Origin of the sequence: Rhizobium sp. L9, from assembly GCF_002531885.1 — a bacterium.
Taxonomy (GTDB): domain Bacteria; phylum Pseudomonadota; class Alphaproteobacteria; order Rhizobiales; family Rhizobiaceae; genus Rhizobium.
This window is the reverse complement of record NZ_NWSZ01000034.1, coordinates 45928-68508: the sequence shown is the minus strand read 5'-3', so window position 1 is coordinate 68508 and position 22581 is coordinate 45928. Positions and strand designations below refer to the sequence as shown.

The following is a 22581-nucleotide window of genomic DNA, read 5'->3' as shown; positions in this document are numbered from 1 at the left end:
GCATCGGGACATGCCAAAATCTCCAAAGTGAAGCCATTGAAATCATTGGCATGTCGCACTTGGAAATAGAATGTACCCGGCTACAATCGAATCTGGCGTAATCTATCTTATGGAACTAGGGTGCCAAGTAAACGTCGCTGCCTAATTCTTTGAAAATATCCATTAATAGCAATGGCTTTTGGTACTTTCCGACATCAACGTGCGAGCGTCAGCCAGTCGCCGATCGTTGTCCCGACACGTCGCATGGAACGTGTTGCTGGGATGGCCGGGTGCTCGGTTGCTATGGTCTTTCGGACTTCACGCGGGCTGAGCCCGAATTCATGGCTGAACGCGCGCGTAAAATTGGCTGCAACGTCAAAGCCGGCGGCCTCGGCAATCTCCGAGATCGGCCTGTTGTCGGTCGGATTGGTAAGATCCGCGTAGGCCTGCAGCAAGCGACGTTTGCGAATGTAAGTGAAGACGCCCCCGCTCGTTTCGAACAATCGGTAGAGCCGGGTCCGCGAGATTCCCAGCGCTCGGCACATGACCTCAGGGGTCAAGCTATCTGAATGAAGATTGAGGTGAATATAGCGATGCGCCCGCTCCATCAGCCCCATATTGGTCTGTTCCTGGCCGCGGTCCGAACTTGTGGAGGATGCAGCGCATGCAACGACCATATCGCCGATCGTCCGTATGATCCGCGGCACCTCCTCCACCGTCAAGCTGCTCAGGTTCGTTTCCAGGCCGTTAATATAGCTGACCAGCAATTCAGCCAGGCTACCGGAGAAGGCGGTGTTGTTGGCGCTCTGCAGAAGAGTCGCATCACCGGTCAACAGTTCATAGGGCAGGAAGACGAGCACAGCGACCGAATCGGTCATCCGCCCGCGGTACGGATAACCAAGAGACCTGAAAAATATCTCACCCGGGCCGGTTTCCGTTACATGCCGATCGGCTTCGGTCCAGGCCCGGCCGCTGCGCTGTATGCCGACGTTCCAGTGATCAATTGGGCTCGATCGCAGCATCGCCTGATCGCGAATATAGCTGCACGCCTGCGCGCGCTGCTGAACGATGAGGATATCGCCGAGGTGCCAACCGGTCTGTTCCGCGAGGAAACCATCGCCCTCTGATTTTCCATCCGGCAGATGTACATCCATAAGGGGCGCCACATGTGATCGCCAAGCCTGGAACTGTTCTTTCTGTGGCAGTTCGTGCGTCGAAAATCGCAGGGGCGCCAAGGCCGGTAGCACGTCCACCCGATGTTCTTTCTGGGAAGAAGGTTCGCGCGGCCAGCGCCGCCGCTCCAGGTGCGCCGGCCATTCCCGTCCCGCAGCCGGGTCATCTCCAGACTCCGCAACCATCCAATTCCTCCAGCGCATTAGCAGATCCGGGCTGTTGAAACTGAAGCAAACAACAGCCATCCGAGATCCGAATTGGCTAAAGCTCTACGTGCATAAGCTACTTATCATATTCCTCTGCGAGCAGAAATGGACGGACCGATAATTTTCTGGATGCTGCGATAACGACAAGCGCATCCCGTTCATATATCTAAATAAGCAATGGTTAATTCCGAAGTAAGTTCGGAAATTCCAAATACTTAGCTGCCGGTGCGATAGCCCCGACAACGCAAAACGACAGTTGTTCAAAACAAAAACACGCAAACATGGGAGGATAGGTCGTGAACTATCGGAGAAGCAGTCGTGCTCGCCCTGCGCAAGCAATGGCTTTCAACGGAATCAATCCAAGGGTGAGCCAGGAAAATTGTATCGCCCGTCGTTTCAGACTGATACGAGGCGCTCCTGAAGCCGACATCGGCAAATAATGGCGCGCGAGGGGTTGCGCGCAGCCGAGGCCATACATGTCGATGCGTAATGGCTCGAGGTCTGTACGCAACCCCTATCATATCCACCCATTGTCGAATTTCTTTGACACTGCCCTTTCATGTGGCAGAGGAGGCTAAGATGACTACCGCATGTGATGAGAATGTTATCGAGTTGAGGCCAATTTCGACCTGCAGACGAGAAGTCGAAGTCGCAATGGTGGAAATGCTCGTCAGTTTGCAGAAACGTGGATGGTCGGCCGCGGAATTGGCATTGACGCTCGCCGATGCCTCGGAAGATCTCGTCATGCTAATCGCGACCAAAGAACTTCGGCCGCATTAGAGCCGTTCCGGGCAAGGTGAGAAGCGGGTTCCCCAGGCAAAGCGCGAACCGCTTTTGCCGGGAACTGCGTAAATAAAAAAGTTGGAGCGGTTCTGCGCTTTCGTGAAAAGCCAAACCGCTCCGCTATTTCTGTCTCAACGAGATCGCGGCCTCGCTAGGCGCGGTAATTTCCATCATCCCCTATCCCTACGTTCTACCCATTACCCCCTCTTCAGTCGCCGCGCCGGGCTTGACCACAGGCCAGCGCCACGCCTGCGTCGGTGGCATTTCGTTCAGAGCCGAACTGTTTCTGTCGCAGGTTTACGACCATCACTTGTCTATAAATTTCCATGCGCTAAAGTATGCAAGAATGAGTTGCATCCGTCCGTGTCAGCGCGAGAGCGACGAATGGCTGCAGAGCGATACCTTCGGATGCCAACATGATCTGGAACCATCGCATCACACGCATCGTCGTCGGCCTGTTGCTGCTGGCACTGGTGACCGTCGTCTCATTGCCGACGATTACCGGCTTTACCAGCCTTGATGGCACGGTCAATGCCCGGTTTGCTGTCGTCAATGCCCCAATCGACGGCACGATTGCGGAAGAACCCCTCAAGGTCGGCAGCCCGGTCAAAGCGGGACAATCCCTCGCAGAAATCAGAAATACACGCGTCAATCGCGCAATTCTCGCTTCGCTCGAGGCAGATCGGAACACGGCGCTCGACCGCGTCGCGGCACTTAAAAAGGAACGGGAGGAGCTCTCCGCCCTTCGCGAGGAATTGTCTGCAAGATTGGAAGTCTACAGGCAGACCACTATTGCCAATCTCGAACGCGAAGTCGAAATCCTGCGGAAAAAAGTCGAAGTGTCGCAGGCCCAGGATCTTGTCGCGCAGGTCGACCTGAACCGCCGGATGGAACTCGAGTCAAAAGGTATTCTTACGCAGAAGCTGGTCGAAGTCGCGCGAGCCGCCGGAGTTGCGACCGGCGGCGAGGTCGAGATCAGCAATCTGACTGTCGATCAACTGGAACAAAGGCTCAATGCGGTCCGCCAGGGTATCTTTGTTTTCGGCGACGGGCAGAATGACGTGCCTTATTCGCGGCAGCGCGAGGACGAGGTTGTCGTTCGCATCAACGACTTGAATTCGCGCATAGCGGAAAATGAGACACGAGCGACAGAAGTTCAAAAGCAGCTCGTCAAAGAGGCAAACCGCGTCAGCAGCCTTGAATCCGCAACGGCAATAGCGCCGTTCGACGGCGTTGTTTGGACCAGAAGTATCGTCAACGGTTCCAACGTCGTGCTGAATGACGAACTGATGCGCCTTCTCGACTGTCGGGAGCTGTTTGTGGATATTCTTGTTCCCGAGGTCAACTATGACGAAATCTATCCCGGACTTGTCGCTCAGGTGCGCTTGTTCGGCCGCAGCGATGTCTTCAATGGTACGGTCATCTCCGTCAGAGGCAGTTCGGCTTCGGTTGAGGCCGATTCCTTTGCCGCCAGCTTGCCGCCGTCGACACAGCGCAATGCCCGCATTCGGGTTCGCCTCGATCCATCCTTCATGAATGATGACTTTGCGAACTCCTGCCAGGTGGGGCGGACAGTACAGGTACGGTTTTCCAAACACGGCATCGACGTGTCCAACTGGGTAAAAAGCCTGTGGTTCAGTATCTTCTAGCGCTGGTTCCGACCTTTCTCGTTTCGGCCTTCTTTTTCCTCGGGCCGTTCAATTGGTCGCGGCATCACACCTGGACACGAGCGGTGACCTGCGCGTTTGTCGCAGCATTCGCATTGCGATACATGTACTGGCGCTTGACCGAGACGGTGCTTCCCTATCCCAGCGACGGTGCGAATTTCTACTGGGTCTGGATCCTCTTCTTCGTCGAGATTCTGGCGTGCGTCGAAGTTATCCTTTTTCTGGTATTGATGAGCCGCTATGTCGACCGGAGCGCGGAAGCGGACAGGCTGGGTCGTGTTTTCTTCGCGCGCGATAAGCGTGAGCTGCCTACTGTCGACGTTTTCATCCCGACCTATAACGAGCCGCTCGACGTGCTCGAGCGAACCATCATCGGCGCCCGCGCGCTGGATTATCCTGCCGACAAATTGACGGTGTATGTGCTCGACGATCAACGCCGGGATTGGCTGAAGGCCTATTGCGAGGAGAAGAACGTCATCCACGTCACGCGTGGCGACAACAGCCATGCCAAAGCCGGCAATATGAACAATGGGCTGAAGGTCAGCTCGGGCGAATTCATTGCGATCTTCGACGCCGATTTTGTTCCCTATCGACATTTCCTTCGCCGGACGCTGCCGTTCTTTTCCGATGAAAGCATCGGCATCGTCCAGACACCCCAACATTTCTTCAATGTCGATCCGGTCCAGTCGAACCTGGGCCTGGAGAATATCTGGCCGGACGAGCAGCGCTTGTTTTTCGACGAGATCGCGCCCAGCCGAGACGCCTGGGACGTCAGTTTCTGCTGCGGGTCATGCTCGATTGCCCGCCGCAAGGCCGTCGACGCAATAGGCGGTTTTCCGACGGAGTCGATCACAGAAGACCTGCTGACCACTCTTTCGATGCTCAACAAAGGCTACAAGACCCGCTACCTGAACGAGCGGCTATCGATGGGACTGGCCGCCGAGAACCTGACCGGTTATTTTGTCCAGCGCGAACGCTGGTGTCAGGGGGGTATTCAAACCCTTTACCTGTACAATGGCCCGCTGCGCGGCCCGGGATTGACGCTCTTTCAACGGATCATGTTCCTGCCCGCGTCATGGCTGGTGCAGTATCTGGTCCGCTTCGCGATATTGCTCGTCCCCATCGTCTATCTCTGGTTTGGCCTGGTCCCGCTCTATTTCACTGATATAGCCGCGTATGTGTCTCATCAGGTGCCGCTGCTGGCGGCCTATTTTCTGCTCATGCTGTGGATCACGCCGACGCGCTATCTGCCTGTGGTTTCGAGCGCTGTCGGGACCTTTGCGACATTCCGCATGTTGCCGACTGTGGTCTCCAGCCTGGTGAGACCATTCGGCAAGCCTTTCAGGGTGACGCCAAAGGGCAGTGGCAACGAGGCGAACCAGTTCGACCGCTACAGTTTCGCCTGGATCGCAAGCATGATCACGATCACCGTGGTTGGCCTGCTGGTCAACGTCGTACCGGAAACGTCGCATGTACAAGGCCAGTTTTCGCCGGTCGCGGCCTGGTGGTCAGGGATCAATATCGTCGTCCTGCTCATCGCGTCACTCATCTGCTTTGAGAAACCTCGGCGCCTGTTCCATGCATTCAAGCTCGATGAACCCGCTATCGTCGACGATGTCCCCGGTCAAGTCGTCAGTCTGGCACTGGACAAGGCGGTCGTTGCAGTCCCCACCATGGCCCGGTTGCAATCCAAATCGGTGATGCTGAAACTGTCCGGCTTCGCCCCAATCAAAGCCGAGCTCGGTCAGGTCACTCAACGGCGAAGAAGCGTAAGTCGCGGCGGCGACAAGAAAGCCTATTATCTGCACCTTTATTTCGAACTCAGCGGCTCTGCCCGCGACAGCATGATTGTAAAACTCTACACCGGCCGATATTCGCGGGACATTCGCGACATCGACAAGGTTGCCGTCTCTCTTAATCTGCTGTTGCGCTCATTCGGGCGGACGCGCACGTTGTAGCCCGGCTCGGGAGCGAAGTTGTCGCGTCTTCGACGAAGTTGTCCCGCCATGGCCGGAGTCGTCACTCTTCGCGAACTACTGGCCAGATCGTTCGTCGAGGATGGACAACGCGTCCTGCAGTCTGAGCGCCGCCAGCGCTTCCGTTGCCTCGTCCGGAGACCATCCTGCTTCGAGCGCTGCAGAAAGAACCAGCGATTCCGTTTGAAGCTCGAGCTTCTCATACAGCGGCTCGATAGCTTCGCGTGCGGTGACGACGTGCTGATCGGGCGGAGTAATGGGCGTCGCGGCAACCGTAGGCATGATGCTCCTCCTTTTAAACGCTAAGGTTCGAAACCCAATTGCAGGCATGCTTGTTCCGTTCACAATCGCATTTTTAGCCGGATCAAGGCTGACGGAAACTGTCCGCAGCTCTGGACGATCGTAATTTCGCCCGTCCTCGGCATCTCTGGGCTCTCAGCGAAATCTTCGCTGGATGTGAACGAACGGACAGGCTACCGCACAATTGCCGAAAGCGGAAGCGACTTGCGGTAATCACTGTTGCCGCAGAAGCGCGCCTAGTGAAGACCGTCGCCACATCTGCCGAAATTTCCTCCATTTCAGAAGCGCCCTGATGACGAGGGCCGACGGTATGTCCTTATGGTCGCCGACGGTCCCCTGCTTGGCGACCGGTGCGTTTGCATAGAGGAGAAACGCGATCAGGGTGGCTGGATCCTTGGCTTCAAGGTCGAGCCGGTCATCGGACAGATGCAGCCCCTGCTCGCCCTGCCTGAAGGTTTGACCATCAACGGCGATTGAGCCACGGAAGACATAGAAGTAGAGATCCCGGCCATGTTTCCGCGGGAATTCCGCCCGCGCGCCCGCTTCCAGTCGGATGTCGAAGATGTCGACGGCGCTACGGACATAAAACGGCGTGCCTTCCCCTTCCGGGCCGACCAGGTGTCGCCAGACATTCGCCGCGACCATAGGGATCGCGCCGTATTGAATTTTCGGCACCAGATCGGCCGCACGCGGACGAATGACGATCTGTAGCATTCGCAGCGGCGGATCGGTCACCATCGTCTCCTCCGAGTGCCAGAAGCCTTTCCCGGCATTCATCACCATCAGATGATGGCGGTCGATCAGCAGCCAGCCTGTGGCCCGATCCTGGTGACGCATCACGCCGTCAGGCACCCAGGAGACGATCTCGTCGTTTCTGTGCTCGTGCATCGCGATCAGCCGGCCAGGGACCAGGATGGATTCGACGATCATAGCGAGAGGGCCGTGGCCATGGTCCGTCGGCTTCGGCTTCAACCATCCCGGCATATTGATGTGCGCGACAAAACCGCCAGCATCCCGCACCAGAAATGTCCGTTCGCCTTTGAGCAGCATCGCGTCCTCCATGCCTGTCAGGCTATGACGACACGTCTTGCTGAGGATGCCGATGAATGGCCTTAGTGGCAATTTGAAAAACATCCGCCGCAATCGATTCGCTGACGGGATCTCCAATGACCATCGAAGCCGCACGAAATCCGCATCCGATCTACTTTGCTGGCGCTTTCGCCACGGGTGGGCTCCTGACTTTCATGGTGCACCTCAATGGCGAGCTGGCACGCTACGGAAATCCGCTGTTTTCTTCCTGGACCGCTCACGGCACAGGCATCATCGCCGCGGTCATTCTTCTCCTGCTCATCCACCGGCGACGCAGGCCAAAGCCGGAACAGAGCTTGCGCGCGCCTCTATGGGCTTATTTCGGCGGTATCTCCGGCGCGGCAACGGTCATGCTGACCTCGACCGCGGTCAACTCACCGCTCGGGCTCTCCGGCACCCTGGCTCTGGGCCTGGCAGGCCAGGTCATCTTCAGCGTCGCGGCGGACAGTTGGGGACTGTTCGGCATGCGCAAGCGGCATCCCGATGCACGAGACATCACTGCGCTCGGCCTCGTCGTTGCGGGGGCGGCGCTCATCATATTGTTCGGGCGAGGTGCGGCGTGACGCTCTTCATTCTGCTTGCTTGCCTCGGCGGCGTGCTCGTCGGCCTCAGCCGTCAGCTCAATGGGCGGTTGAGCATCTCGACGACGCCGCTGATCGCATCCTTTTGGAATCACGCCGTCGGATTTGCCGTCCTCACCTGCCTCGGGCTCTTCGTCGGGGGCCTGCTTCCCGCGGGCGCCGCCGAGGCGCCCTGGTACGCCTATCTAGGCGGTCCGATCGGCGTTGTCTTCGTGGCGGCCGGCAGTTGGGCGATTGCGCGGATCGGCGCCGTCAATTCGGCTCTGCTGATCATCGGCGGGCAGATGGTAACGGGGGTGGCATTTGATTATGTCAGCGGGGTCCCGGGATCATTCTGGGCGAACGCCGGCGGGATTGTTCTCATCGTCGGCGGAATGATGCTCAGTCGGGGACGGCGCAAGGTCGACCGTTCGCAATAGCGGGACACGAGGCCATGCGGCGGGGATGGCTCCCCGCAGCCTCACGCCACTGCATTTCAGGCAAGGTATTTCGTAAACCAGTCGACCGTTCGCTGCCAGGCGAGCTTGGCTGCCGCCTCGTCGTAACGCGGCGTGGTGTCATTATGAAAGCCGTGATTGACGTCGGGGTAGATATAGGCCTCGTAGGTTTTTCCCGCTGCTTTCAGCGCGGCTTCGTAGGCCGGCCAGCCTTCGTTGATCCCCTTGTCCAGCCCGGCATAGTGGAGAAGCAATGGCGCCTTGATCTTCGGCACGTCCTCGGCGCGCGGCTGCCGGCCATAGAAAGGCACGGCTGCGGCCAGTTCGGGATAGGCGACCGCCGCAGCGTTGGCGACGCCGCCGCCATAGCAGAAGCCTGTTATGCCGACCTTTCCGCTGGTGAGATCCCCCTTCATCAGGAATTCGACAGCCGCGAAAAAGTCGTTCATCAGCTTTTCCGGATCGACTTTCTGCTGGAGCTCCCGCCCCTTCTCGTCATTGCCGGGATAACCGCCGACCGACGTCAGCCCATCCGGCGCCAGGGCGATGAAGCCGGCCTTTGCCACGCGCCGCGCCACATCCTCGATATAGGGGTTCAGGCCTCTATTCTCGTGAACGACGACCACGCCCGCAACCTTGCCGTCGGCCTTTGCGGGCCGCACGAGATAGCCGCGGACATCGCCGTTTCCTTTGGGAGAGGGATAGGTGATGTACTCGGCCGATATATCGGGATCGGTAGACTCGACCTGGGTCGCCAGCGCGTAGTTCGGGCTGAGCGACGCAAGAATGGCGGCTGCCGTCACCCCACCGACCGCAAACTTGGCGGCCCGGTCGAGAAACTCGCGCTTGGTGATTTTTCCATGCGCATAATAATCGTAAAGTTCGAGCAGTTCCTGCGGAAAGTCCTTGGCTGTCATGCGGGTCATGATGGCTCCTCCTTCGGGGTATCGCCCATCCTACACACCCGGGCTCGCTACTCTTTTCAACATTTCGCGATTTTTGCGTGAGCTTGCCGGGTCCGCAACAATGACGTCAGCATTCCTGCTTTGAAGTGGCTCTTCCACCGGTTGCCTCCGAATTTTTGGCGGTGGCAGCGCTTTAACGATCCCCGCCCGCGAATTATGAAAATCAATTTCATACTCGCGTCTTGCGCCCCGTTTTCTATTGACGCCCTTTGTTTTTTGTCCCAACTTAAAGAAAATAAATTACTTAATCGGGAACTTGATCGGCATGAAAGTGGGCATCATCGGGCTAGGATTCCGGCTCGGCTATCTCGGCTACGTCTTCAAAGCGATCGATAGCAGTTTCGATATCGTCGGCTACGTCGACCCCGATCCTGCCGGCCTTCCCGGTTTGACGGAAAAGGGCATTTCCGCCGGCAAGGCCTACGGCTCGCCGGAGGAGCTCCTCGCCTCCGAAAAGCTTGATCTGCTGATGATCGGCTCCCCCAATCACATGCATCTCGACCATATCAAACTCGGGCTGCAAGCCGGTCTCAAGGTCTTCTGCGAAAAGCCGATCGTCACGACCATCGCCGAAAGCATCGAGCTTGCCCATCTGATGGCGAAGTTCGGCCATGAGCGGCTGATGGTCGGTCTGGTGCTGCGTTACTCCCCTCTCTACAAGGATCTGCGCGCCATCCAGGCCGAGGGCAAGCTCGGGCAGATCGTGTCGATCGAGGCTTCCGAACATATCGAGCCCTATCACGGCGCCTTCTTCATGCGCGATTGGCGCCGTTACGAGCGTTATTCCGGTAGTTTCATGCTGGAGAAATGCTGCCACGATCTCGACCTTTATAATGGCGTCGTCGGCGCGCGGCCGGAGCGTGTCGCCAGTTTCGGCGGCCGCAAGAGCTTCACGCCGGCCAACGACCCGGCGCGCGAGGGCATCAACGATCTCGAGCTTTTCCACCGCAAGCCGAGCGGCTGGATGGGATCGGACAAGGTCTTCGACAGCGATGCCGATATCATCGACTATCAGGTGGCGATCGTCGAATATGAAAATGGCGTCGGCATGAACTTCCACACCAATCTGAACGTGCCTGACCAGTTCCGCCGTTTCGCCATCATGGGCTCGCGCGGCATGGCCGAGGGCGATTTCGTCCGCGGTTATCTCAATGTCCACGAACAGCTGACCGGCAACAAGGTTGTCGAGAACACCTATGCCGCTACCGAACTCTCCCAGCATTACGGCGCCGACGAACAGATGGCGAGCGACCTGCTCGAGAGCGTGCGCACCGGGCTCGAACTTCCCGTCTCCACGCTGAACGCGCTCGAAGCCGGCATTCTGGCTCTGGCGATGGACGAAGCGAGGATCAAGAAAACGGTCGTCGATTTGCGTCCTGTTTGGGACCGCTTCGACGAAGCCCTTCACGCCAGAGCGGCTTGAGGAAGGCGGCAAGATGAGTGTCCAAAGAAGCGCCTTCATCTTCGCCTGGATCCTCCTCCTTCCGGCCGTTCTCTACGTTCTCGCAATCGTCGCTTATCCCCTCGTCGATACGTTCATTCTCTCCTTCACCGATGCGTCGCTGAAGAAGACCACCAATTGGGTCGGCTGGGTCAATTACGAGAAGATCTTCAACGCCACATTTGCGGAGGTTATCCTCCGCACCTTCGTCTGGACCTTCTTCTCCGTCGCCCTGAAAATGGTGATCGGCACCTTTGGCGCATGCATGCTGAATGCCGCCGTACCTGGCCGCTCGCTGTTCCGGCTCTTGACGATGCCGCCATGGATCGTGCCGATGGCGATCGGCATCTTCATGTGGGGCTGGATGTATAATGGGCAGTTCGGGATGATCTCGGGCCTGTTGCAGCGCTTCGGCCTCGTCGACGGCCCGGTCGCCTTCCTCGCTTATGGCAGCACCGCTTTCTGGGCGACGATCGTCACCGATGTCTGGATTGGCGTACCGCTGGTGACGATCTATTTCCTGGCCGCGATCCAGTCGATCCCGAAGGATCTCTACGAAGCCGCCTGGACCGACGGCGCCGGCCGCTGGTACCGTTTCCGCCGCATCACCCTGCCGCTGATGGTGCCCGCCATCATCACCATGTCGATGCTGTCGCTGATCGCCACCTTCAACTCGTTCGACATCATCTGGATCCTGACGCAGGGCGGCCCGAGCGGCGAGACGACGACGATGATCATCGATACCTATCAGACCGCGATCGGTTCGAAGAAATACGGTGAAGGTGCGGCGCGCGCCGTGCTGATCTGCATCTTCCTGTCGCTCTTCTGCTTCGCCTATTTCCGTGTCACTCGCCGCCTCAATCCGGAGAAGCGCGCATGAGCAGCCCCGCCATGATCGACCGCTACCGCTGGTGGGAAATCGTCCTGATCTATTGCGGTATCGCGGTGTTCCTGTTCTTCGTGCTGGCGCCCTTCGTCGAGGGCTTTTTGGTGTCGCTGAAGCCGCTCGCCCAGCTTTTCTCCTCGCCCTACCGCTTCTGGCCTGAGAACGGCTCCTTCGAGGCCTACCGGACGATGTGGATCAGCGTGCCGGGCTTCGGGCGCTATATCTTCAACTCCTTCTTCATCTCGATCATCGTCACGCTGATCGTGCTCTGCCTGGTCATTCCGGCCGCTTACGCCTTCGCCAAGTTCGAATTCAAGGGCATGGGCATCCTGCTCGGCGCCTTCCTGACGGTGAACATGTTCTCCGGCGCCGTGCTGCTCATCCCGCTCTTCCGGCTGATGCGCAGCATGGGCGTGCTCAACACCTATCTCGCCATGATCGTGCCGGGCGTCGCCTTCCTGATCCCCTCGGCGATCTGGCTGCTGCGCACTTATATGATCCGTATTCCCCAGGAGCTCAACGAAGCCGCCTTCATGGATGGCGCCAGCCATTTCTACACGCTTCGCCGCGTCATCCTGCCCATCGCGATGCCGGGCATTATCGTCGTCGCCATTACCACCTTCATCGGCGCTTACGCCCAGCAATTCATCTTCGCGCTGACGTTCAACTCGAAGACCGAATACATGCCCTTGCCGGTGGGGCTCTTTGCTTACTTCGGCAAGCAGGAGGTCATCTGGAACGAACTGATGGCGGCTTCCTTCGTCGGCATTGCGCCGGCGATGGTCGTCATCTTCTTCCTTCAGCGTTACCTCGTCGGCGGTCTGACCGCCGGTGCGGTGAAACAATAAGAGCAATAATCAGTGAACAGCTAACAACCACATTGGGAGTCACAACGTGAGCATAGCAATCAAGACAGGCCTTATGGCGCTCGCCCTGCTCGGTTCGACGGCATTGACCGCGGTCACTGCCCATGCGGCCGACAAGGAAATCAGCTGGATCTATTGCGGCGACACGATCGATCCGGTCCACACCAAATACATCAAGCAGTGGGAAGAAAAGAACGCGGGCTGGAAGGTCACGCCTGAGGTCGTCGGCTGGGCGCAGTGCCAGGACAAGGCAACGACGCTTGCCGCCGCCGGCACGCCTGTTGCCATGGCCTATGTCGGCTCGCGCACGCTGAAGGAATTCGCGCAGAACGACCTCATCGTTCCGGTGCCGATGACCGATGACGAGAAGAAGGCCTATTACCCTCATATCGTCGATACGGTGACCTTCGAGGGCAATCAGTGGGGCGTTCCGATCGCCTTCTCCACCAAGGCGCTCTACTGGAACAAGGATCTCTTCAAGCAGGCCGGCCTCGATCCCGAGAAGCCGCCGAAGACCTGGGCTGAAGAAATCGAGATGGCCAAGACCATCAAGGAAAAGACCGGCATTCCGGGCTTCGGTCTTTCCGCCAAGACCTTCGACAACACCATGCACCAGTTCATGCATTGGGTTTACACCAACAACGGTGCGGTGACCGACGCCGAAGGCAAGATCACGCTCGACAGCCCGCAGATCCTCGCTGCGCTGAAAGCCTACAAGGATATCGTCCCCTACTCCGAGGAAGGCCCCACGGCCTATGAGCAGAACGAAGTCCGCGCCATCTTCCTCGACGGCAAGGTTGCCATGATCCAGGCTGGATCGGGCGCCGCCTCCCGCCTGAAGGAAACGAAGATCAACTGGGGCATCACGACGCTGCCGCTCGGTCCCGACGCCAAAGGCCCCGGCACGCTGCTGATCACCGACAGCCTTGCGATCTTCAAGGGCTCGGGAGTCGAGGACAAGGCAACCGAATTCGCCAAGTTCATCACCTCGCCGGATGTTCAGTCGGAATACGAACTGCAGGGCGGCGCCGGCCTCACACCGCTGCGTCCCTCCGCAAAGGTCGATGAGTTCGTCGCCAAGGATCCCTATTGGAAGCCGCTCATCGAGGGCATCAGCTATGGTGGTCCCGAGCCGCTGTTCACCGATTATAAGGGCTTCCAGAACTCGATGATCGAGATGATCCAGTCTGTCGTGACGGGCAAGGCCGAACCGGAGGCCGCGCTCAAGAAGGCGGCTGGCGAAATCGAAGCCTTCAAATAAGCTTGCTTTAACGCCTTGGGATCGCGGAGGCGACAATCCGCGATCCTTCTCCTTATGATGATATGCGACGAAGGCCGGCGGCGGAGACAGATTCTTGGGACAGCTTCTTCTCAACAAAGTCCAGAAGTTCTATGGCGACTACGAGGTTCTGAAGGGCGTGCAGCTCGAAGTGAGGAATGGCGAGTTCGTCGTCTTCGTCGGCCCGTCCGGCTGCGGCAAGTCCACGCTCCTGCGCATGATCGCCGGCCTCGACGCGACGACCGCGGGCGACATCGTCATCGACGGCGTCAGGGTCAACGACCTGCCGCCGGTCAAGCGCGGCATCGCCATGGTGTTCCAGTCCTACGCGCTCTACCCGCATATGTCGGTCTTCGAGAACATCGCCTTCCCGCTTCGCGTCGAAAAGATGGAAGAGTCAAAACTCAAGGCCAAGGTCGAGAATGCCGCGCGCATCCTGCATCTCGACCAGCGGCTGCAGCAGAAACCCGGCATGTTGTCCGGCGGCCAGCGCCAGCGCGTCGCGATCGGCCGCGCCATCGTGCGCGAACCGAAGATATTCCTGTTCGACGAGCCGCTCTCCAACCTCGACGCGGCGCTGCGCGCAGACATGCGCATCGAGCTTGCCAAGCTGCACCGGGCGTTGAAGGCGACGATGATCTATGTAACGCACGACCAGGTCGAAGCCATGACCATGGCCGACCGCATCGTCGTCCTCGACGCCGGCAACATTTCCCAGACGGGCGCGCCGCTGGAGCTCTACCACAAACCCGCCAACCAGTTCGTCGCCGGCTTCATCGGCAATCCGAAGATGAATTTCCTGCCGGTAACCTGCAAGGGCGTCAGCGCCAATGGCGTCGAAGTCGATTATCAAGGCCAGACCGCCGTTCTGCCGGTGACCCCGCGCGATGGCATGGCCGGCAAGACGCTGACGCTCGGCATCCGGCCGGAGCACATCCAGTTGAACGGCGGCGATATCGTCTTCACCGTGACCCCGACGGTCATCGAACGCCTCGGCGCCAATACGGTCGCTTATGCCTCACTCAACGGCGAGGCCGAAAATTTCTGCGCCATGCTCCCCGGCAGCGTCGGCATCCGCCCCGACGCACCTGTGACAACCGGCATCAATGCCGTTGACTGCCACCTCTTCGACGAAGCGGGCATTGCATTCGAGCGTCGCGTGGAACTGACCGAAATCGATACGAACGTGATCAACCCGACGGCGGCTTGAGCCGACTGGCTTGGTTTGTTCCACCAGGAGTCCCGTCGGGGGCGAGATGACACCCTCTTCCGTCAATCATCGCCGCCAAGAGTATCGCCAATGGGATGGGAAGCGCTCGGACAATGGGGTGAAGACGCGGTCCGCATCAACGGCTGACGGGCGGAGTTGCCGATGACGTGTGGAGCGTTCGCATCCACGGCCAGGTCGCGGTCGGTCGTGTCGGCTACAGAACCGACGCCGATCTCACATGGGAAACCGAGCTCATCCCAGTAAAGGCATGCACGTTTCAGCGCTGATCCCGACGACCGACGGCCGGCTGTTCGCGAACGGTCTGGTGGTGATGAAATACATGGAGCCGCCCGAGACAGAGTCCGACTGGCGTCGCGTGGCCGACACGCTCCGCGAATGCATCGGTTGACACAGGGCAGCGGCCGCCTAGGGAGAAATCACAACAAGAGCCGTCGAGATTCCCTCGCCTTCCCGGCGGTAACTGTGCGGAACGCTTGAGTCAAAATACATAGCGTCGCCCGCATCCAGCGCTGTCTCCTTGCCGTCCACAATGACGACGAGCCGACCGCTGAGCACGTAGATGAACTCGGCGCTGCCATGTTGATGCGGCTCCGAGGGCGACGAATCGATCGGGAACTCGGCGTAATACGCCTCCATCCGGCGGTCGGATGCGGGATAATCGAGGCTTTCGAAGAGGAAGGCCGGGTTCTTTTCGCCCGGCGGGCTTGGAAGTTTGAGGCGCTCGTGCTTGCGGACGACCGCAATGAGCGGCTCCTCCTTGTCGGATTTGAAGAAGTGATCGAGGCCGACCCCGAAAACCATAGCGATCCGAAGCAGCGTGGGCAGCGTCGGAAACATCTGCCCGCGCTCGATCTTCGAAAGCATCGCAGGCGAGAGCCCTGTATGCCCCGCCAACTGCACCAGCCCCAGCTTCTTTCTCAGTCGCAGTGTCTTGATACGCGGGCCGATCGCGTAGCGCTGAAGCTCATTGGACAGCGTGTCGGAGAGCACTCGTAAACTCCTTTTCGTTTCGGGAAACTACCCCAATGACTATTTTCATTACAAGACAATTCGGTTTCTACTCACGAAAATTTGAGTGGCAATAAAATCTTTGTTCTCCAAATGAAAGATGTGAGGTGCAACGCGCACCTGTCATCGAGAGGAGAATGACATGAAGTTGAGAAGCCTTTTAGTCGCTGCAGCAATCACGCTTGGCAGCAGTTTCAGCGGGGTCGCCGCGGAGAAGGATGTCGTCGACACTGCCGTGGAGGCGGGTAAATTCAAGACGCTGGCGACCGCGCTCGAAGCGGCAGGCCTGGTCGCCACTCTCAAGGGAACGGGTCCGTTCACGGTCTTCGCTCCGACCGATGAAGCCTTCGCCAAGTTGCCGGCCGGTACCGTCGAAAACCTTCTGAAGCCGGAAAACAAGCAAAAGCTCACCGCGATCCTCACCTACCATGTGGTCGCGGGCAAGGTCATGGCTAAGGACGTGGCGGGTATCAATGAGGCGAAGTCGGTCAATGGCAAAATGATCGACGTCAACGTCGAGGGCTCCACCGTCAAGGTCAACGACGCCGCCGTCGCCGCCGCCGACATTGCTGCCTCTAATGGTGTCATCCATGTCATCGACAAGGTGATCGTGCCGCCAGAAGGCTGACCCCGTCCCTCAACTGGAGAAGAACCATGAAGTTTATCAACATACTAACGCTCATCCTCGTCATCGTAGGCGGGCTGAACTGGGGGCTGCTCGGGTTATTCGGCTTTGACCTCGTGGCCGCCATATTCGGGGCCGGCTCGGGGCTCGCCCGGGTGGTTTACGTCCTAGTGGGGCTGTCGGCCGCCTGGCAGGTCATCCCGCTGTTTTCTGCAATGGGTTCCGGCGAGTTCGCTGCTCGCCAGAACCAATAGGGCCTTTGGAGGGACTCGCTTGTCGCGTCGGCGGCTCCCTCCACCTTTTGTCGGATGGACATGGATTCCCTTCTTGTGCTGGTCGCCTTTCAGGCCGCGAGCTTTGCTGCGGCGGCCACCGGCGTGATTTTTCGGTCAGGCGAATGGTACAAGCAGCTCGACAAGCCAGGATGGCGGCCGCCTTGGCTGTTCGCCCCGGTCTGGACGGTACTCTATGCCTCGATCGGACTCTCGGGCTGGCTCCTGTGGCTGGAGGCAGGCATTGCCGGCGCAGCATTCCCGCTCAGTGTCTATGCAGTCCAGCTTCTGCTCAATGCTGCGTGGTCGCCGATCTTTTTTGCGCTTCACCAACCCGGGCTTGCCGCGGTGGAGATCATGCTGCTTTGGGCTGCGATCCTGGCGACGATCATCTTGTTTTATCCCGCGAATTCGGGTGCTGCCCTGCTCCTTGTTCCTTACCTCACGTGGGTGAGTTTCGCGGCGGCACTGAACGTGTCCATCTGGCGGCGCAACCGCCCGAAACCGCTGTCGGAGGGCGCCCGATGAAACCCTGGTGGATCGTCGTGAATGATCGGATGCAGCAAGGCTACCGATACGTTCTCGCTGCACCGAGTGGCCGCAACTTCCATCCCGACTTCCGGCCAGAGCTGACCCCCGCCGAGATGCTTGCACTCGGCGTGTTCGGCGGCAAATACATCACCGATTGTCGTGACGAATTCCCGGAAGGCTGGTTCGCAGAGGCCCGTCTGTCGCCGCTGCGAAAGGATCCGTCACTGAATTGCTTCGGTGTCGACGCCAGCCAACCCCTTAACGTCTGGCGAGCCAAAGGATGGATACATCCCGACGATCCGCGTGGCTGGTTCCAGTGGTATTGCCGCTATTATCAAGGTCGCCGCATGCCTGGCGAGGACGAGCGACAGATCGCCCGCTGGAAAGCCATTCGCCGCCATATCGCTCAGCTTCGCCGAGCCTGCGAGCCTGGAGATTGCTGGTGCCGGCCGCGCCAGCGCCAGGCGCTGCTGCATTGGGCATATGACAGTCGTTCGATCTAACGGCCGCTGTTGCGCCGTTATGCACATCGAGCTTGCCAAGCTGCATAGGGCGTTGAAGGCAACGTTGATCTATGTGACGCACGACCAGGTCGAAGCCATGACGATGGCCGACTGCATCGTCGTGCTCGACGCCGGCAACATCTCCCAGACCGGCGCACCGCTCGAGCTTTATCACAAGCCCGCCAACGGCTTCATCGGCAATCCGAAAATGAATTTCCTGCCTGTGTGAAGCAGTCGCACCGGTGCCTGATCGTCATGGGCGGATGCACACCTGCGGGTACGCTACTGGGCCATCCGCGCGCGGAGGCGAGGCCCGATCCAGTCGAGGAACCACCGCACCTTCAGCGATAGGGGATCGGCTGGACCGTGCATAACGTTCACAGGCAGAGGTTCCGGTGCGAACTCGGTCAGCAGTTCCTGCAGAGCGCCGGAGCGCAGCTGATCGGAAATCTGGTAAGACAGCACGCGGATGATGCCGATGCCGGCCATTGCAGCCTGAATGGCCGCTTCCGTCGTGTTGACCGCGAGTTTGGACCGCGGTTCGATGGTGAAGGCCGGACCGTCCCGGCGGTAGCGCCATTCTGGCGCGGTCGCAAAGCCCTGGAAGCTTATGCCGTCATGTCGCGCGAGGTCTTCCGGTCGACGCGGCACGCCACGGCGGGCCAGATATTCGGGGCTCGCACAGATAACCCGGCGGACGCTGCCGACGCGCGTCGCGATCAGCGCGCTGTCCGTCAGGTGACCAATTCGCAGAGCCACGTCAACCTGCTCATCTGCCAGATTTATCTGCCGATCAACCAGCGTCAGGCGCAGGTCGATGTCGGGTTGCTCCTTCAAAAATTCCAGCGCGATTGGCAGCAGATAGCGCTCGCCGAAAGCAATCGGTGCGGTCACATGAAGCCCGCCACGCAGCGCGCCATGATCGCCGCTGGCCTGCCGCTCCGCCGCGTCCAGGTCCTCGAGAATGCGACGTGAGGCGGCGACGAAGGCGCGCCCCTCCTCTGTCAGCGAGAGACCGCGGCGCGTGCGCAGCACTAAGCGCGCTCCGAGGTGCTTTTCAAGATCGGCGACCTTGCGGCTGACCGTGGCGAGGGGTGCATTGAGCCGCCGCGCCCCGGCAGAAAGACTGCCGGCATCGACCACCGCCAGCAGTACCGACATCGCGTCAAAACGATCCATCCAATCCTTCCGAAATCTGAGAGTAAGCTTCCCGAAATGGCAGGATACCCTACTGTTTGTGGATGTCATAGCTTCACGTCGTTCGAGGGCGCTGCCAGGCTCCCCAATATTTGCCGATCATCAGGATGGACGTCATGCCCCAGCTTTCGCGTCGTGCCTTTGCAAGCGCACTCCCTCTTGGCCTCCTCGGGGGAAGCCTCTTTGGCGGAGGTATGATTGAAGGCGCGTCCGCGCTTGCTGCGACGCAGGAGGCCGCCAAAGCGCCGGTCAGCGTTACGCCTCTCGCGCAGATCCGCATCGGCCGCTTTACGGTGACGGCATTGACGGACGGGTATGCCGACATGCCCTATGAATATTTTCCGGGGCGCACCGCGGCGGAGGTCGAACAGGCGGCAGTCGCGCAGTTCACCGCCCGGCCGAGTGGGGTGCGATTCCTCTTCAACCAATACCTCGTTGAGGATGGCGAACGCCGCATCCTGATCGATGCCGGTACAGCGGGCTCGATCGGGCAGACCGGGCAGTTGCCGCAGGCGCTCGCCGCTCTCGGCCTGCAGCCCGACCAGATCGACGCGGTGATCGTAACGCACATGCATCAGGACCACATGGGTGGGCTGATTCTCGGCGGTAAGAACAACTATCCCAAGGCCGAACTATATGTAGATCGCCGCGACGTCACCCATTGGACTGATCCGGCCAAGCGCAACGGCGCGCCCGATTATCTTCAAACCAGCTTCAAGATGGCGGAGGAGGTCGTGCGTCTCTACCCGAGACTTCAGGCGATCGACGGAGAGCGAGAAATTGTACCGGGCGTCTCGATTGTCGACCTGACCGGCCATACACCCGGACATATCGGGGTGCGGGTCGAAGATGGCGGACAGAGCCTGATCATGGTCTCGGACATGATCTTTCCCGTCGTGCATCCTGCGGCCACCGATGTGTTCTTCCTGTTCGAGCAGGATCGTGCAGCAGCCAAAGCGATGCGCGACCGGTTTTTCCCTCGCGCCGCTTCGGAAGGCGCCCTCATCGCCGCCACCCACATGCCCTTCCCAGGCCTCGGCCGGGTCGTTGCCGACCGCGGGCAGATGCGCTGGCAGACTGCGGACTGGGCCTTGCAGAACTGAGGTTCGCTTCGAAGATGCGGCTGTTCTGCGCCGTCGCGGCCCCTTGTTGAGCAGGCGCAGAAGGTTGATTGCTGCCTATCCGTTGGCCATATGTCATGCTCAATACGGCAGGTGATTGCCAAATTTCATTTGCCAGTAAAAGGTCGCTTAGCATAGGCCGGCACCTGAAACCGGCGGCGATAGTTCCCAGGGGCCAAGCCGGTTATCCTCCTGAACAAGCGTCGAAAGAAGGCCGGTTCCTCATACCCTACCTGCCAACTTATCTCGTCGACGGAAGCCTCCGTTCGCTCTAGCCGCCGCTTCGCCTCCTCGATCCGCAGCCGTTGCACATAGGCGATCGGGCTCATGCCGGTCGCCCGTGTGAACCGCCGCTTGAAGGTCCGTTCCGTCAGCCCCGCCTGCCTGACCATCTCCTCCAGCGGATTGGCGACCGAAAAATGGACGGCAAGCCAGTCTTGCGCGGTCTGGATCGCCTGGTCGCCATGGTCGCGCCGCCCCTCGAACACCATGTAGGGAGCCAGCCCGTCCTGGTGCCATTGCAGCGCAAAATATCGGGCCACCGTCTGCGCCGCCGTCGCCCCGGCATGGCGGGCGATCAGGTAAAGCACAAGATCGTGCCATGTCATCGAGGCGCCTGACGTAATCAGCTCGTCCCGCTTGCCGGCGACCACCAGCACCTGCTCGGGATGGATCGGGACCTCTGGATAGGCGTCGCGGAACGTCTGGGCATAGCCGAAATGGACGGTGGCATCGGCGCCATCGAAGACCCCGGTCTCGGCAAGCAGGAAGATGCCCGAACAGGCTGAGCAGATCAGCGCCCCCCTCACATGCATCCTCCGGCACCATTCCACCAGTTCAGGATAGCGGCGCTTCACCCAGCCTTCCGGCCCGAGCACGACCGACGGCACGATGACGATGTCGGTCCGCTCGATGTCGGCGACCGGCCGCTGCACCACCAGCGGCACGCGGCTGGCGAGCGTCAGCGGGCCGGCCCGTTCGCCGACGATCTCGACGTGGAAAGGAGGCCTCTTGGCAATGCCGTCTTCCGGCGGGACGATGGAAAAGGCGTTCATCACATCAAAGATGCCGCTGAGCGTCGAGACTGCCGCCTCCGGCAGCGCCACCAGGCTGACATGGAGCGGCTGCGGCCCCGGCGCCCGCTCTGCCTCCTGCTGCGTTCCGGTCATCATCGGTTCCCCCTTGGCAGCAATGATAACCCCGGAGCGCAGCCGGGGCCACTGCGGACGTGCAGCTTCCCTGGCGTGGCGCAAATGGCCCGATCATGGCCAGCACCGCTCTGCCGCTGACGCTCCCGGTCTGCGATCTTCCCTGGACCTCGAACGGAGGTTTCCAACCAGGGAGAAACATCATGGATACCATGCAAAGCAGGACCATCGACAGTGCGAAGCTCGACACGCTGGTCGGCCGCGTCGTCAGCGATCTTTCCGCCGGCTATGGCGGTGTCATGGTCAGCCTCGGCCACCGCCTCGGTCTCTACAAGGCAATGGCCGACCGCGGTCCGCTCACGTCTCGCGAGATCGCCACCCGCGCCCGCTGCGCCGAACGATATGTGCGCGAATGGCTGAATTCGCAGGTGGCCGGCGGCTATGTCACCTATCATGCTGTCAGCGGCACCTATGAGCTGACGCCGGAACAGGCCTTCGTGCTGGCGAACGAGGACAGCCCCCTCTTCATCCCGAATGCCTGGGCAACGCCGGCTTCCATGTGGGCCGACGAGGAAAAGGCGGTCGAGGCCTTCCGCACCGGCGCCGGCATTCCTTGGGGTGACCAGGATGGCCGGCTCTTCTGTGGCGTCGCGTCCTTCTACCGCAACGCCTACCGCGCCAGCCTCGTGCCGGAATGGCTGCCGGCGCTCGACGGCGTGGTGGAGAAGCTGAAGGCCGGCGCGCTGGTCGCCGATGTCGGCTGCGGCCACGGCCATTCGACGGTGCTGATGGCGCAGGCCTTCCCGAACTCGAAATTCCACGGCTTCGACACGCACGAAAAGTCGGTCGACGAAGCACGCAGGGTGGCGGGCGAGGCGGGCGTTTCCGATCGAGCGGGCTTTTCGGCCGCACGCGCCGAGACCTATCCGGGGAGGGGCTATGACCTCATCTGCTTCTTCGACTGCCTGCACGATATGGGCAATCCGGTGGCAGCCGCCACGCATGCGGCCAAGGCGCTTGCCAAGGATGGCACGGTGATGCTGGTCGAGCCCTTCGCCAATGACCGGGTGGAGGACAATATCTCGCCGGTCGGCCGGCTCTATTATGCCGCTTCGACGACGATTTGCTGCGCCCATGCGATTTCCGACGGCGGTCACATCGTGCTCGGCGCCCAGGCTGGCGAGGCAAGGCTCAAGGACGTCTTCCGCAAGGCGGGCTTCACCCGCTTCCGCAAGGCCATGCAGACGCCCTTCAACCTGATCCTGGAAGCCCGCCTCTGACAAGACCCGGCGACCGAGGGTGCCGGAACTCGCGGGA

At 59.9% G+C, this 22581-nt stretch carries 23 protein-coding genes and 2 pseudogenes; 18 read left to right on the top strand and 7 right to left on the bottom strand.

What is annotated here, in order from left to right:
- Window positions 1–194: 194 nt before the first annotated feature.
- Window positions 195–1337, bottom strand: coding sequence for an AraC family transcriptional regulator (locus tag CO660_RS28265; protein ID WP_097601396.1), 1143 nt, complete (start codon window positions 1335–1337; stop codon window positions 195–197).
- Between the two features lie 600 nt (window positions 1338–1937).
- On the opposite strand from CO660_RS28265, the gene CO660_RS28260 reads away from it, so the two are divergent.
- The 3 genes from CO660_RS28260 (at window position 1938) to CO660_RS28250 (ending at window position 5766) form a co-directional block, all read left to right on the top strand.
- Complete coding sequence (locus CO660_RS28260; RefSeq protein WP_097601395.1) at window positions 1938–2138, top strand: hypothetical protein; 201 nt, start codon at window positions 1938–1940, stop codon at window positions 2136–2138.
- Between the two features lie 419 nt (window positions 2139–2557).
- Window positions 2558–3790 carry an HlyD family efflux transporter periplasmic adaptor subunit gene (locus CO660_RS28255; RefSeq protein WP_097601394.1) on the top strand — a complete coding sequence of 411 codons (1233 nt, stop codon included), beginning with the start codon at window positions 2558–2560 and terminating at the stop codon, window positions 3788–3790.
- On the top strand, window positions 3772–5766 hold the full coding sequence (locus CO660_RS28250) for a glycosyltransferase (RefSeq protein WP_097601393.1): 1995 nt from the start codon (window positions 3772–3774) through the stop codon (window positions 5764–5766). Before CO660_RS28255 ends, CO660_RS28250 begins: the two co-directional genes overlap by 19 nt.
- 75 nt (window positions 5767–5841) lie before the next feature.
- Here CO660_RS28250 and CO660_RS28245 read toward each other — a convergent pair whose 3' ends face one another.
- Together CO660_RS28245 and CO660_RS28240 are read right to left on the bottom strand one after the other, a co-directional pair.
- Window positions 5842–6066: a hypothetical protein gene (locus CO660_RS28245; protein WP_064695708.1), complete on the bottom strand. Its 225-nt coding sequence runs from the start codon at window positions 6064–6066 to the stop codon at window positions 5842–5844.
- Window positions 6067–6297: 231 nt separating this feature from the next.
- The gene (locus CO660_RS28240; RefSeq protein WP_097601392.1) at window positions 6298–7134 is read right to left on the bottom strand and encodes a pirin family protein; all 837 of its coding nucleotides are present in this window, start codon (window positions 7132–7134) and stop codon (window positions 6298–6300) included.
- A 116-nt stretch (window positions 7135–7250) separates the two neighbouring features.
- Between CO660_RS28240 and CO660_RS28235 the strand changes: the two genes are divergently transcribed.
- Window positions 7251–7736: a DMT family transporter gene (locus CO660_RS28235; protein WP_097601391.1), complete on the top strand. Its 486-nt coding sequence runs from the start codon at window positions 7251–7253 to the stop codon at window positions 7734–7736.
- Window positions 7733–8173 carry a DMT family transporter gene (locus tag CO660_RS28230; RefSeq protein ID WP_097601390.1) on the top strand — a complete coding sequence of 147 codons (441 nt, stop codon included), beginning with the start codon at window positions 7733–7735 and terminating at the stop codon, window positions 8171–8173. Before CO660_RS28235 ends, CO660_RS28230 begins: the two co-directional genes overlap by 4 nt.
- A 56-nt stretch (window positions 8174–8229) precedes the next feature.
- Here the strand turns inward: CO660_RS28230 and yghX are convergent, their stop codons facing one another.
- Complete coding sequence (gene yghX, locus CO660_RS28225) at window positions 8230–9117, bottom strand: YghX family hydrolase (protein WP_097601389.1); 888 nt, start codon at window positions 9115–9117, stop codon at window positions 8230–8232.
- Window positions 9118–9421: 304 nt separating this feature from the next.
- On the opposite strand from yghX, the gene CO660_RS28220 reads away from it, so the two are divergent.
- The 6 genes and pseudogenes from CO660_RS28220 to CO660_RS28195 all read left to right on the top strand — a co-directional run.
- Window positions 9422–10579 carry a Gfo/Idh/MocA family oxidoreductase gene (locus CO660_RS28220; protein WP_097601402.1) on the top strand — a complete coding sequence of 386 codons (1158 nt, stop codon included), beginning with the start codon at window positions 9422–9424 and terminating at the stop codon, window positions 10577–10579.
- Window positions 10580–10592: 13 nt separating this feature from the next.
- Window positions 10593–11477, top strand: coding sequence for a sugar ABC transporter permease (locus CO660_RS28215; RefSeq protein WP_097601388.1), 885 nt, complete (start codon window positions 10593–10595; stop codon window positions 11475–11477).
- On the top strand, window positions 11474–12331 hold the full coding sequence (locus CO660_RS28210) for a carbohydrate ABC transporter permease (RefSeq protein WP_085781164.1): 858 nt from the start codon (window positions 11474–11476) through the stop codon (window positions 12329–12331). The genes CO660_RS28215 and CO660_RS28210 overlap by 4 nt, the downstream gene beginning before the upstream one ends.
- A 73-nt stretch (window positions 12332–12404) precedes the next feature.
- Window positions 12405–13610, top strand: coding sequence for an ABC transporter substrate-binding protein (locus CO660_RS28205; RefSeq protein WP_085781165.1), 1206 nt, complete (start codon window positions 12405–12407; stop codon window positions 13608–13610).
- A 94-nt stretch (window positions 13611–13704) separates the two neighbouring features.
- Window positions 13705–14838: a sn-glycerol-3-phosphate ABC transporter ATP-binding protein UgpC gene (gene ugpC / locus CO660_RS28200; RefSeq protein WP_097601387.1), complete on the top strand. Its 1134-nt coding sequence runs from the start codon at window positions 13705–13707 to the stop codon at window positions 14836–14838.
- Between the two features lie 90 nt (window positions 14839–14928).
- A pseudogene (locus tag CO660_RS28195) lies at window positions 14929–15255 on the top strand (aminoglycoside phosphotransferase); the annotation flags it as partial.
- Window positions 15256–15264: 9 nt separating this feature from the next.
- On the opposite strand, the gene CO660_RS28190 reads toward CO660_RS28195, so the two are convergent.
- Complete coding sequence (locus CO660_RS28190) at window positions 15265–15849, bottom strand: XRE family transcriptional regulator (protein ID WP_097601386.1); 585 nt, start codon at window positions 15847–15849, stop codon at window positions 15265–15267.
- Between the two features lie 160 nt (window positions 15850–16009).
- Here CO660_RS28190 and CO660_RS28185 point away from each other — a divergent pair, with 160 nt between their 5' ends.
- The 5 genes and pseudogenes from CO660_RS28185 to CO660_RS28165 form a co-directional block, all read left to right on the top strand.
- Window positions 16010–16495 (top strand): fasciclin domain-containing protein, encoded by a 486-nt coding sequence (locus CO660_RS28185; RefSeq protein ID WP_097601385.1) that lies wholly within the window; start codon window positions 16010–16012, stop codon window positions 16493–16495.
- Window positions 16496–16521: 26 nt separating this feature from the next.
- The gene (locus CO660_RS28180; RefSeq protein ID WP_097601384.1) at window positions 16522–16746 is read left to right on the top strand and encodes a DUF378 domain-containing protein; all 225 of its coding nucleotides are present in this window, start codon (window positions 16522–16524) and stop codon (window positions 16744–16746) included.
- A gap of 60 nt (window positions 16747–16806) precedes the next feature.
- The gene (locus tag CO660_RS28175; RefSeq protein ID WP_097601401.1) at window positions 16807–17292 is read left to right on the top strand and encodes a TspO/MBR family protein; all 486 of its coding nucleotides are present in this window, start codon (window positions 16807–16809) and stop codon (window positions 17290–17292) included.
- On the top strand, window positions 17289–17798 hold the full coding sequence (locus tag CO660_RS28170; RefSeq protein ID WP_097601383.1) for a hypothetical protein: 510 nt from the start codon (window positions 17289–17291) through the stop codon (window positions 17796–17798). The genes CO660_RS28175 and CO660_RS28170 overlap by 4 nt, the downstream gene beginning before the upstream one ends.
- Window positions 17799–17823: 25 nt before the next feature.
- Window positions 17824–18024: pseudogene (locus CO660_RS28165) on the top strand (ABC transporter ATP-binding protein); the annotation flags it as partial.
- 56 nt (window positions 18025–18080) lie between these two features.
- Here the strand turns inward: CO660_RS28165 and CO660_RS28160 are convergent.
- On the bottom strand, window positions 18081–18977 hold the full coding sequence (locus CO660_RS28160; RefSeq protein WP_097601382.1) for a LysR family transcriptional regulator: 897 nt from the start codon (window positions 18975–18977) through the stop codon (window positions 18081–18083).
- A gap of 134 nt (window positions 18978–19111) precedes the next feature.
- Between CO660_RS28160 and CO660_RS28155 the strand changes: the two genes are divergently transcribed.
- Complete coding sequence (locus CO660_RS28155; protein WP_097601400.1) at window positions 19112–20098, top strand: MBL fold metallo-hydrolase; 987 nt, start codon at window positions 19112–19114, stop codon at window positions 20096–20098.
- 125 nt (window positions 20099–20223) lie between these two features.
- On the opposite strand, the gene CO660_RS28150 is transcribed toward CO660_RS28155, so the two are convergent.
- Window positions 20224–21288: a helix-turn-helix domain-containing protein gene (locus CO660_RS28150; protein ID WP_097601381.1), complete on the bottom strand. Its 1065-nt coding sequence runs from the start codon at window positions 21286–21288 to the stop codon at window positions 20224–20226.
- A 179-nt stretch (window positions 21289–21467) separates the two neighbouring features.
- On the opposite strand from CO660_RS28150, the gene CO660_RS28145 reads away from it, so the two are divergent.
- On the top strand, window positions 21468–22544 hold the full coding sequence (locus CO660_RS28145; RefSeq protein ID WP_097601380.1) for a class I SAM-dependent methyltransferase: 1077 nt from the start codon (window positions 21468–21470) through the stop codon (window positions 22542–22544).
- Window positions 22545–22581: the final 37 nt, after the last annotated feature.

Excerpts from the sequence above, each read along its gene's own strand:
- CO660_RS28155 (WP_097601400.1), top strand. The coding sequence starts at position 19,112 with ATGCCCCAGCTTTCGCGTCGTGCCTTTGCAAGCGCACTCCCTCTTGGC.
- CO660_RS28170 (WP_097601383.1), top strand. The coding sequence starts at position 17,289 with ATGAAACCCTGGTGGATCGTCGTGAATGATCGGATGCAGCAAGGCTAC.
- CO660_RS28185 (WP_097601385.1), top strand. The coding sequence starts at position 16,010 with ATGAAGTTGAGAAGCCTTTTAGTCGCTGCAGCAATCACGCTTGGCAGC.
- CO660_RS28160 (WP_097601382.1), bottom strand. The coding sequence starts at position 18,977 with ATGGATCGTTTTGACGCGATGTCGGTACTGCTGGCGGTGGTCGATGCC.
- CO660_RS28220 (WP_097601402.1), top strand. The coding sequence starts at position 9,422 with ATGAAAGTGGGCATCATCGGGCTAGGATTCCGGCTCGGCTATCTCGGC.
- CO660_RS28180 (WP_097601384.1), top strand. The coding sequence starts at position 16,522 with ATGAAGTTTATCAACATACTAACGCTCATCCTCGTCATCGTAGGCGGG.
- CO660_RS28235 (WP_097601391.1), top strand. The coding sequence starts at position 7,251 with ATGACCATCGAAGCCGCACGAAATCCGCATCCGATCTACTTTGCTGGC.
- CO660_RS28245 (WP_064695708.1), bottom strand. The coding sequence starts at position 6,066 with ATGCCTACGGTTGCCGCGACGCCCATTACTCCGCCCGATCAGCACGTC.
- CO660_RS28150 (WP_097601381.1), bottom strand. The coding sequence starts at position 21,288 with ATGATGACCGGAACGCAGCAGGAGGCAGAGCGGGCGCCGGGGCCGCAG.
- CO660_RS28260 (WP_097601395.1), top strand. The coding sequence starts at position 1,938 with ATGACTACCGCATGTGATGAGAATGTTATCGAGTTGAGGCCAATTTCG.
- CO660_RS28265 (WP_097601396.1), bottom strand. The coding sequence starts at position 1,337 with ATGGTTGCGGAGTCTGGAGATGACCCGGCTGCGGGACGGGAATGGCCG.
- CO660_RS28240 (WP_097601392.1), bottom strand. The coding sequence starts at position 7,134 with ATGCTGCTCAAAGGCGAACGGACATTTCTGGTGCGGGATGCTGGCGGT.
- CO660_RS28205 (WP_085781165.1), top strand. The coding sequence starts at position 12,405 with ATGGCGCTCGCCCTGCTCGGTTCGACGGCATTGACCGCGGTCACTGCC.
- CO660_RS28175 (WP_097601401.1), top strand. The coding sequence starts at position 16,807 with ATGGATTCCCTTCTTGTGCTGGTCGCCTTTCAGGCCGCGAGCTTTGCT.
- CO660_RS28255 (WP_097601394.1), top strand. The coding sequence starts at position 2,558 with ATGATCTGGAACCATCGCATCACACGCATCGTCGTCGGCCTGTTGCTG.
- yghX (WP_097601389.1), bottom strand. The coding sequence starts at position 9,117 with ATGACCCGCATGACAGCCAAGGACTTTCCGCAGGAACTGCTCGAACTT.
- CO660_RS28210 (WP_085781164.1), top strand. The coding sequence starts at position 11,474 with ATGAGCAGCCCCGCCATGATCGACCGCTACCGCTGGTGGGAAATCGTC.
- CO660_RS28215 (WP_097601388.1), top strand. The coding sequence starts at position 10,593 with ATGAGTGTCCAAAGAAGCGCCTTCATCTTCGCCTGGATCCTCCTCCTT.
- CO660_RS28145 (WP_097601380.1), top strand. The coding sequence starts at position 21,468 with ATGGATACCATGCAAAGCAGGACCATCGACAGTGCGAAGCTCGACACG.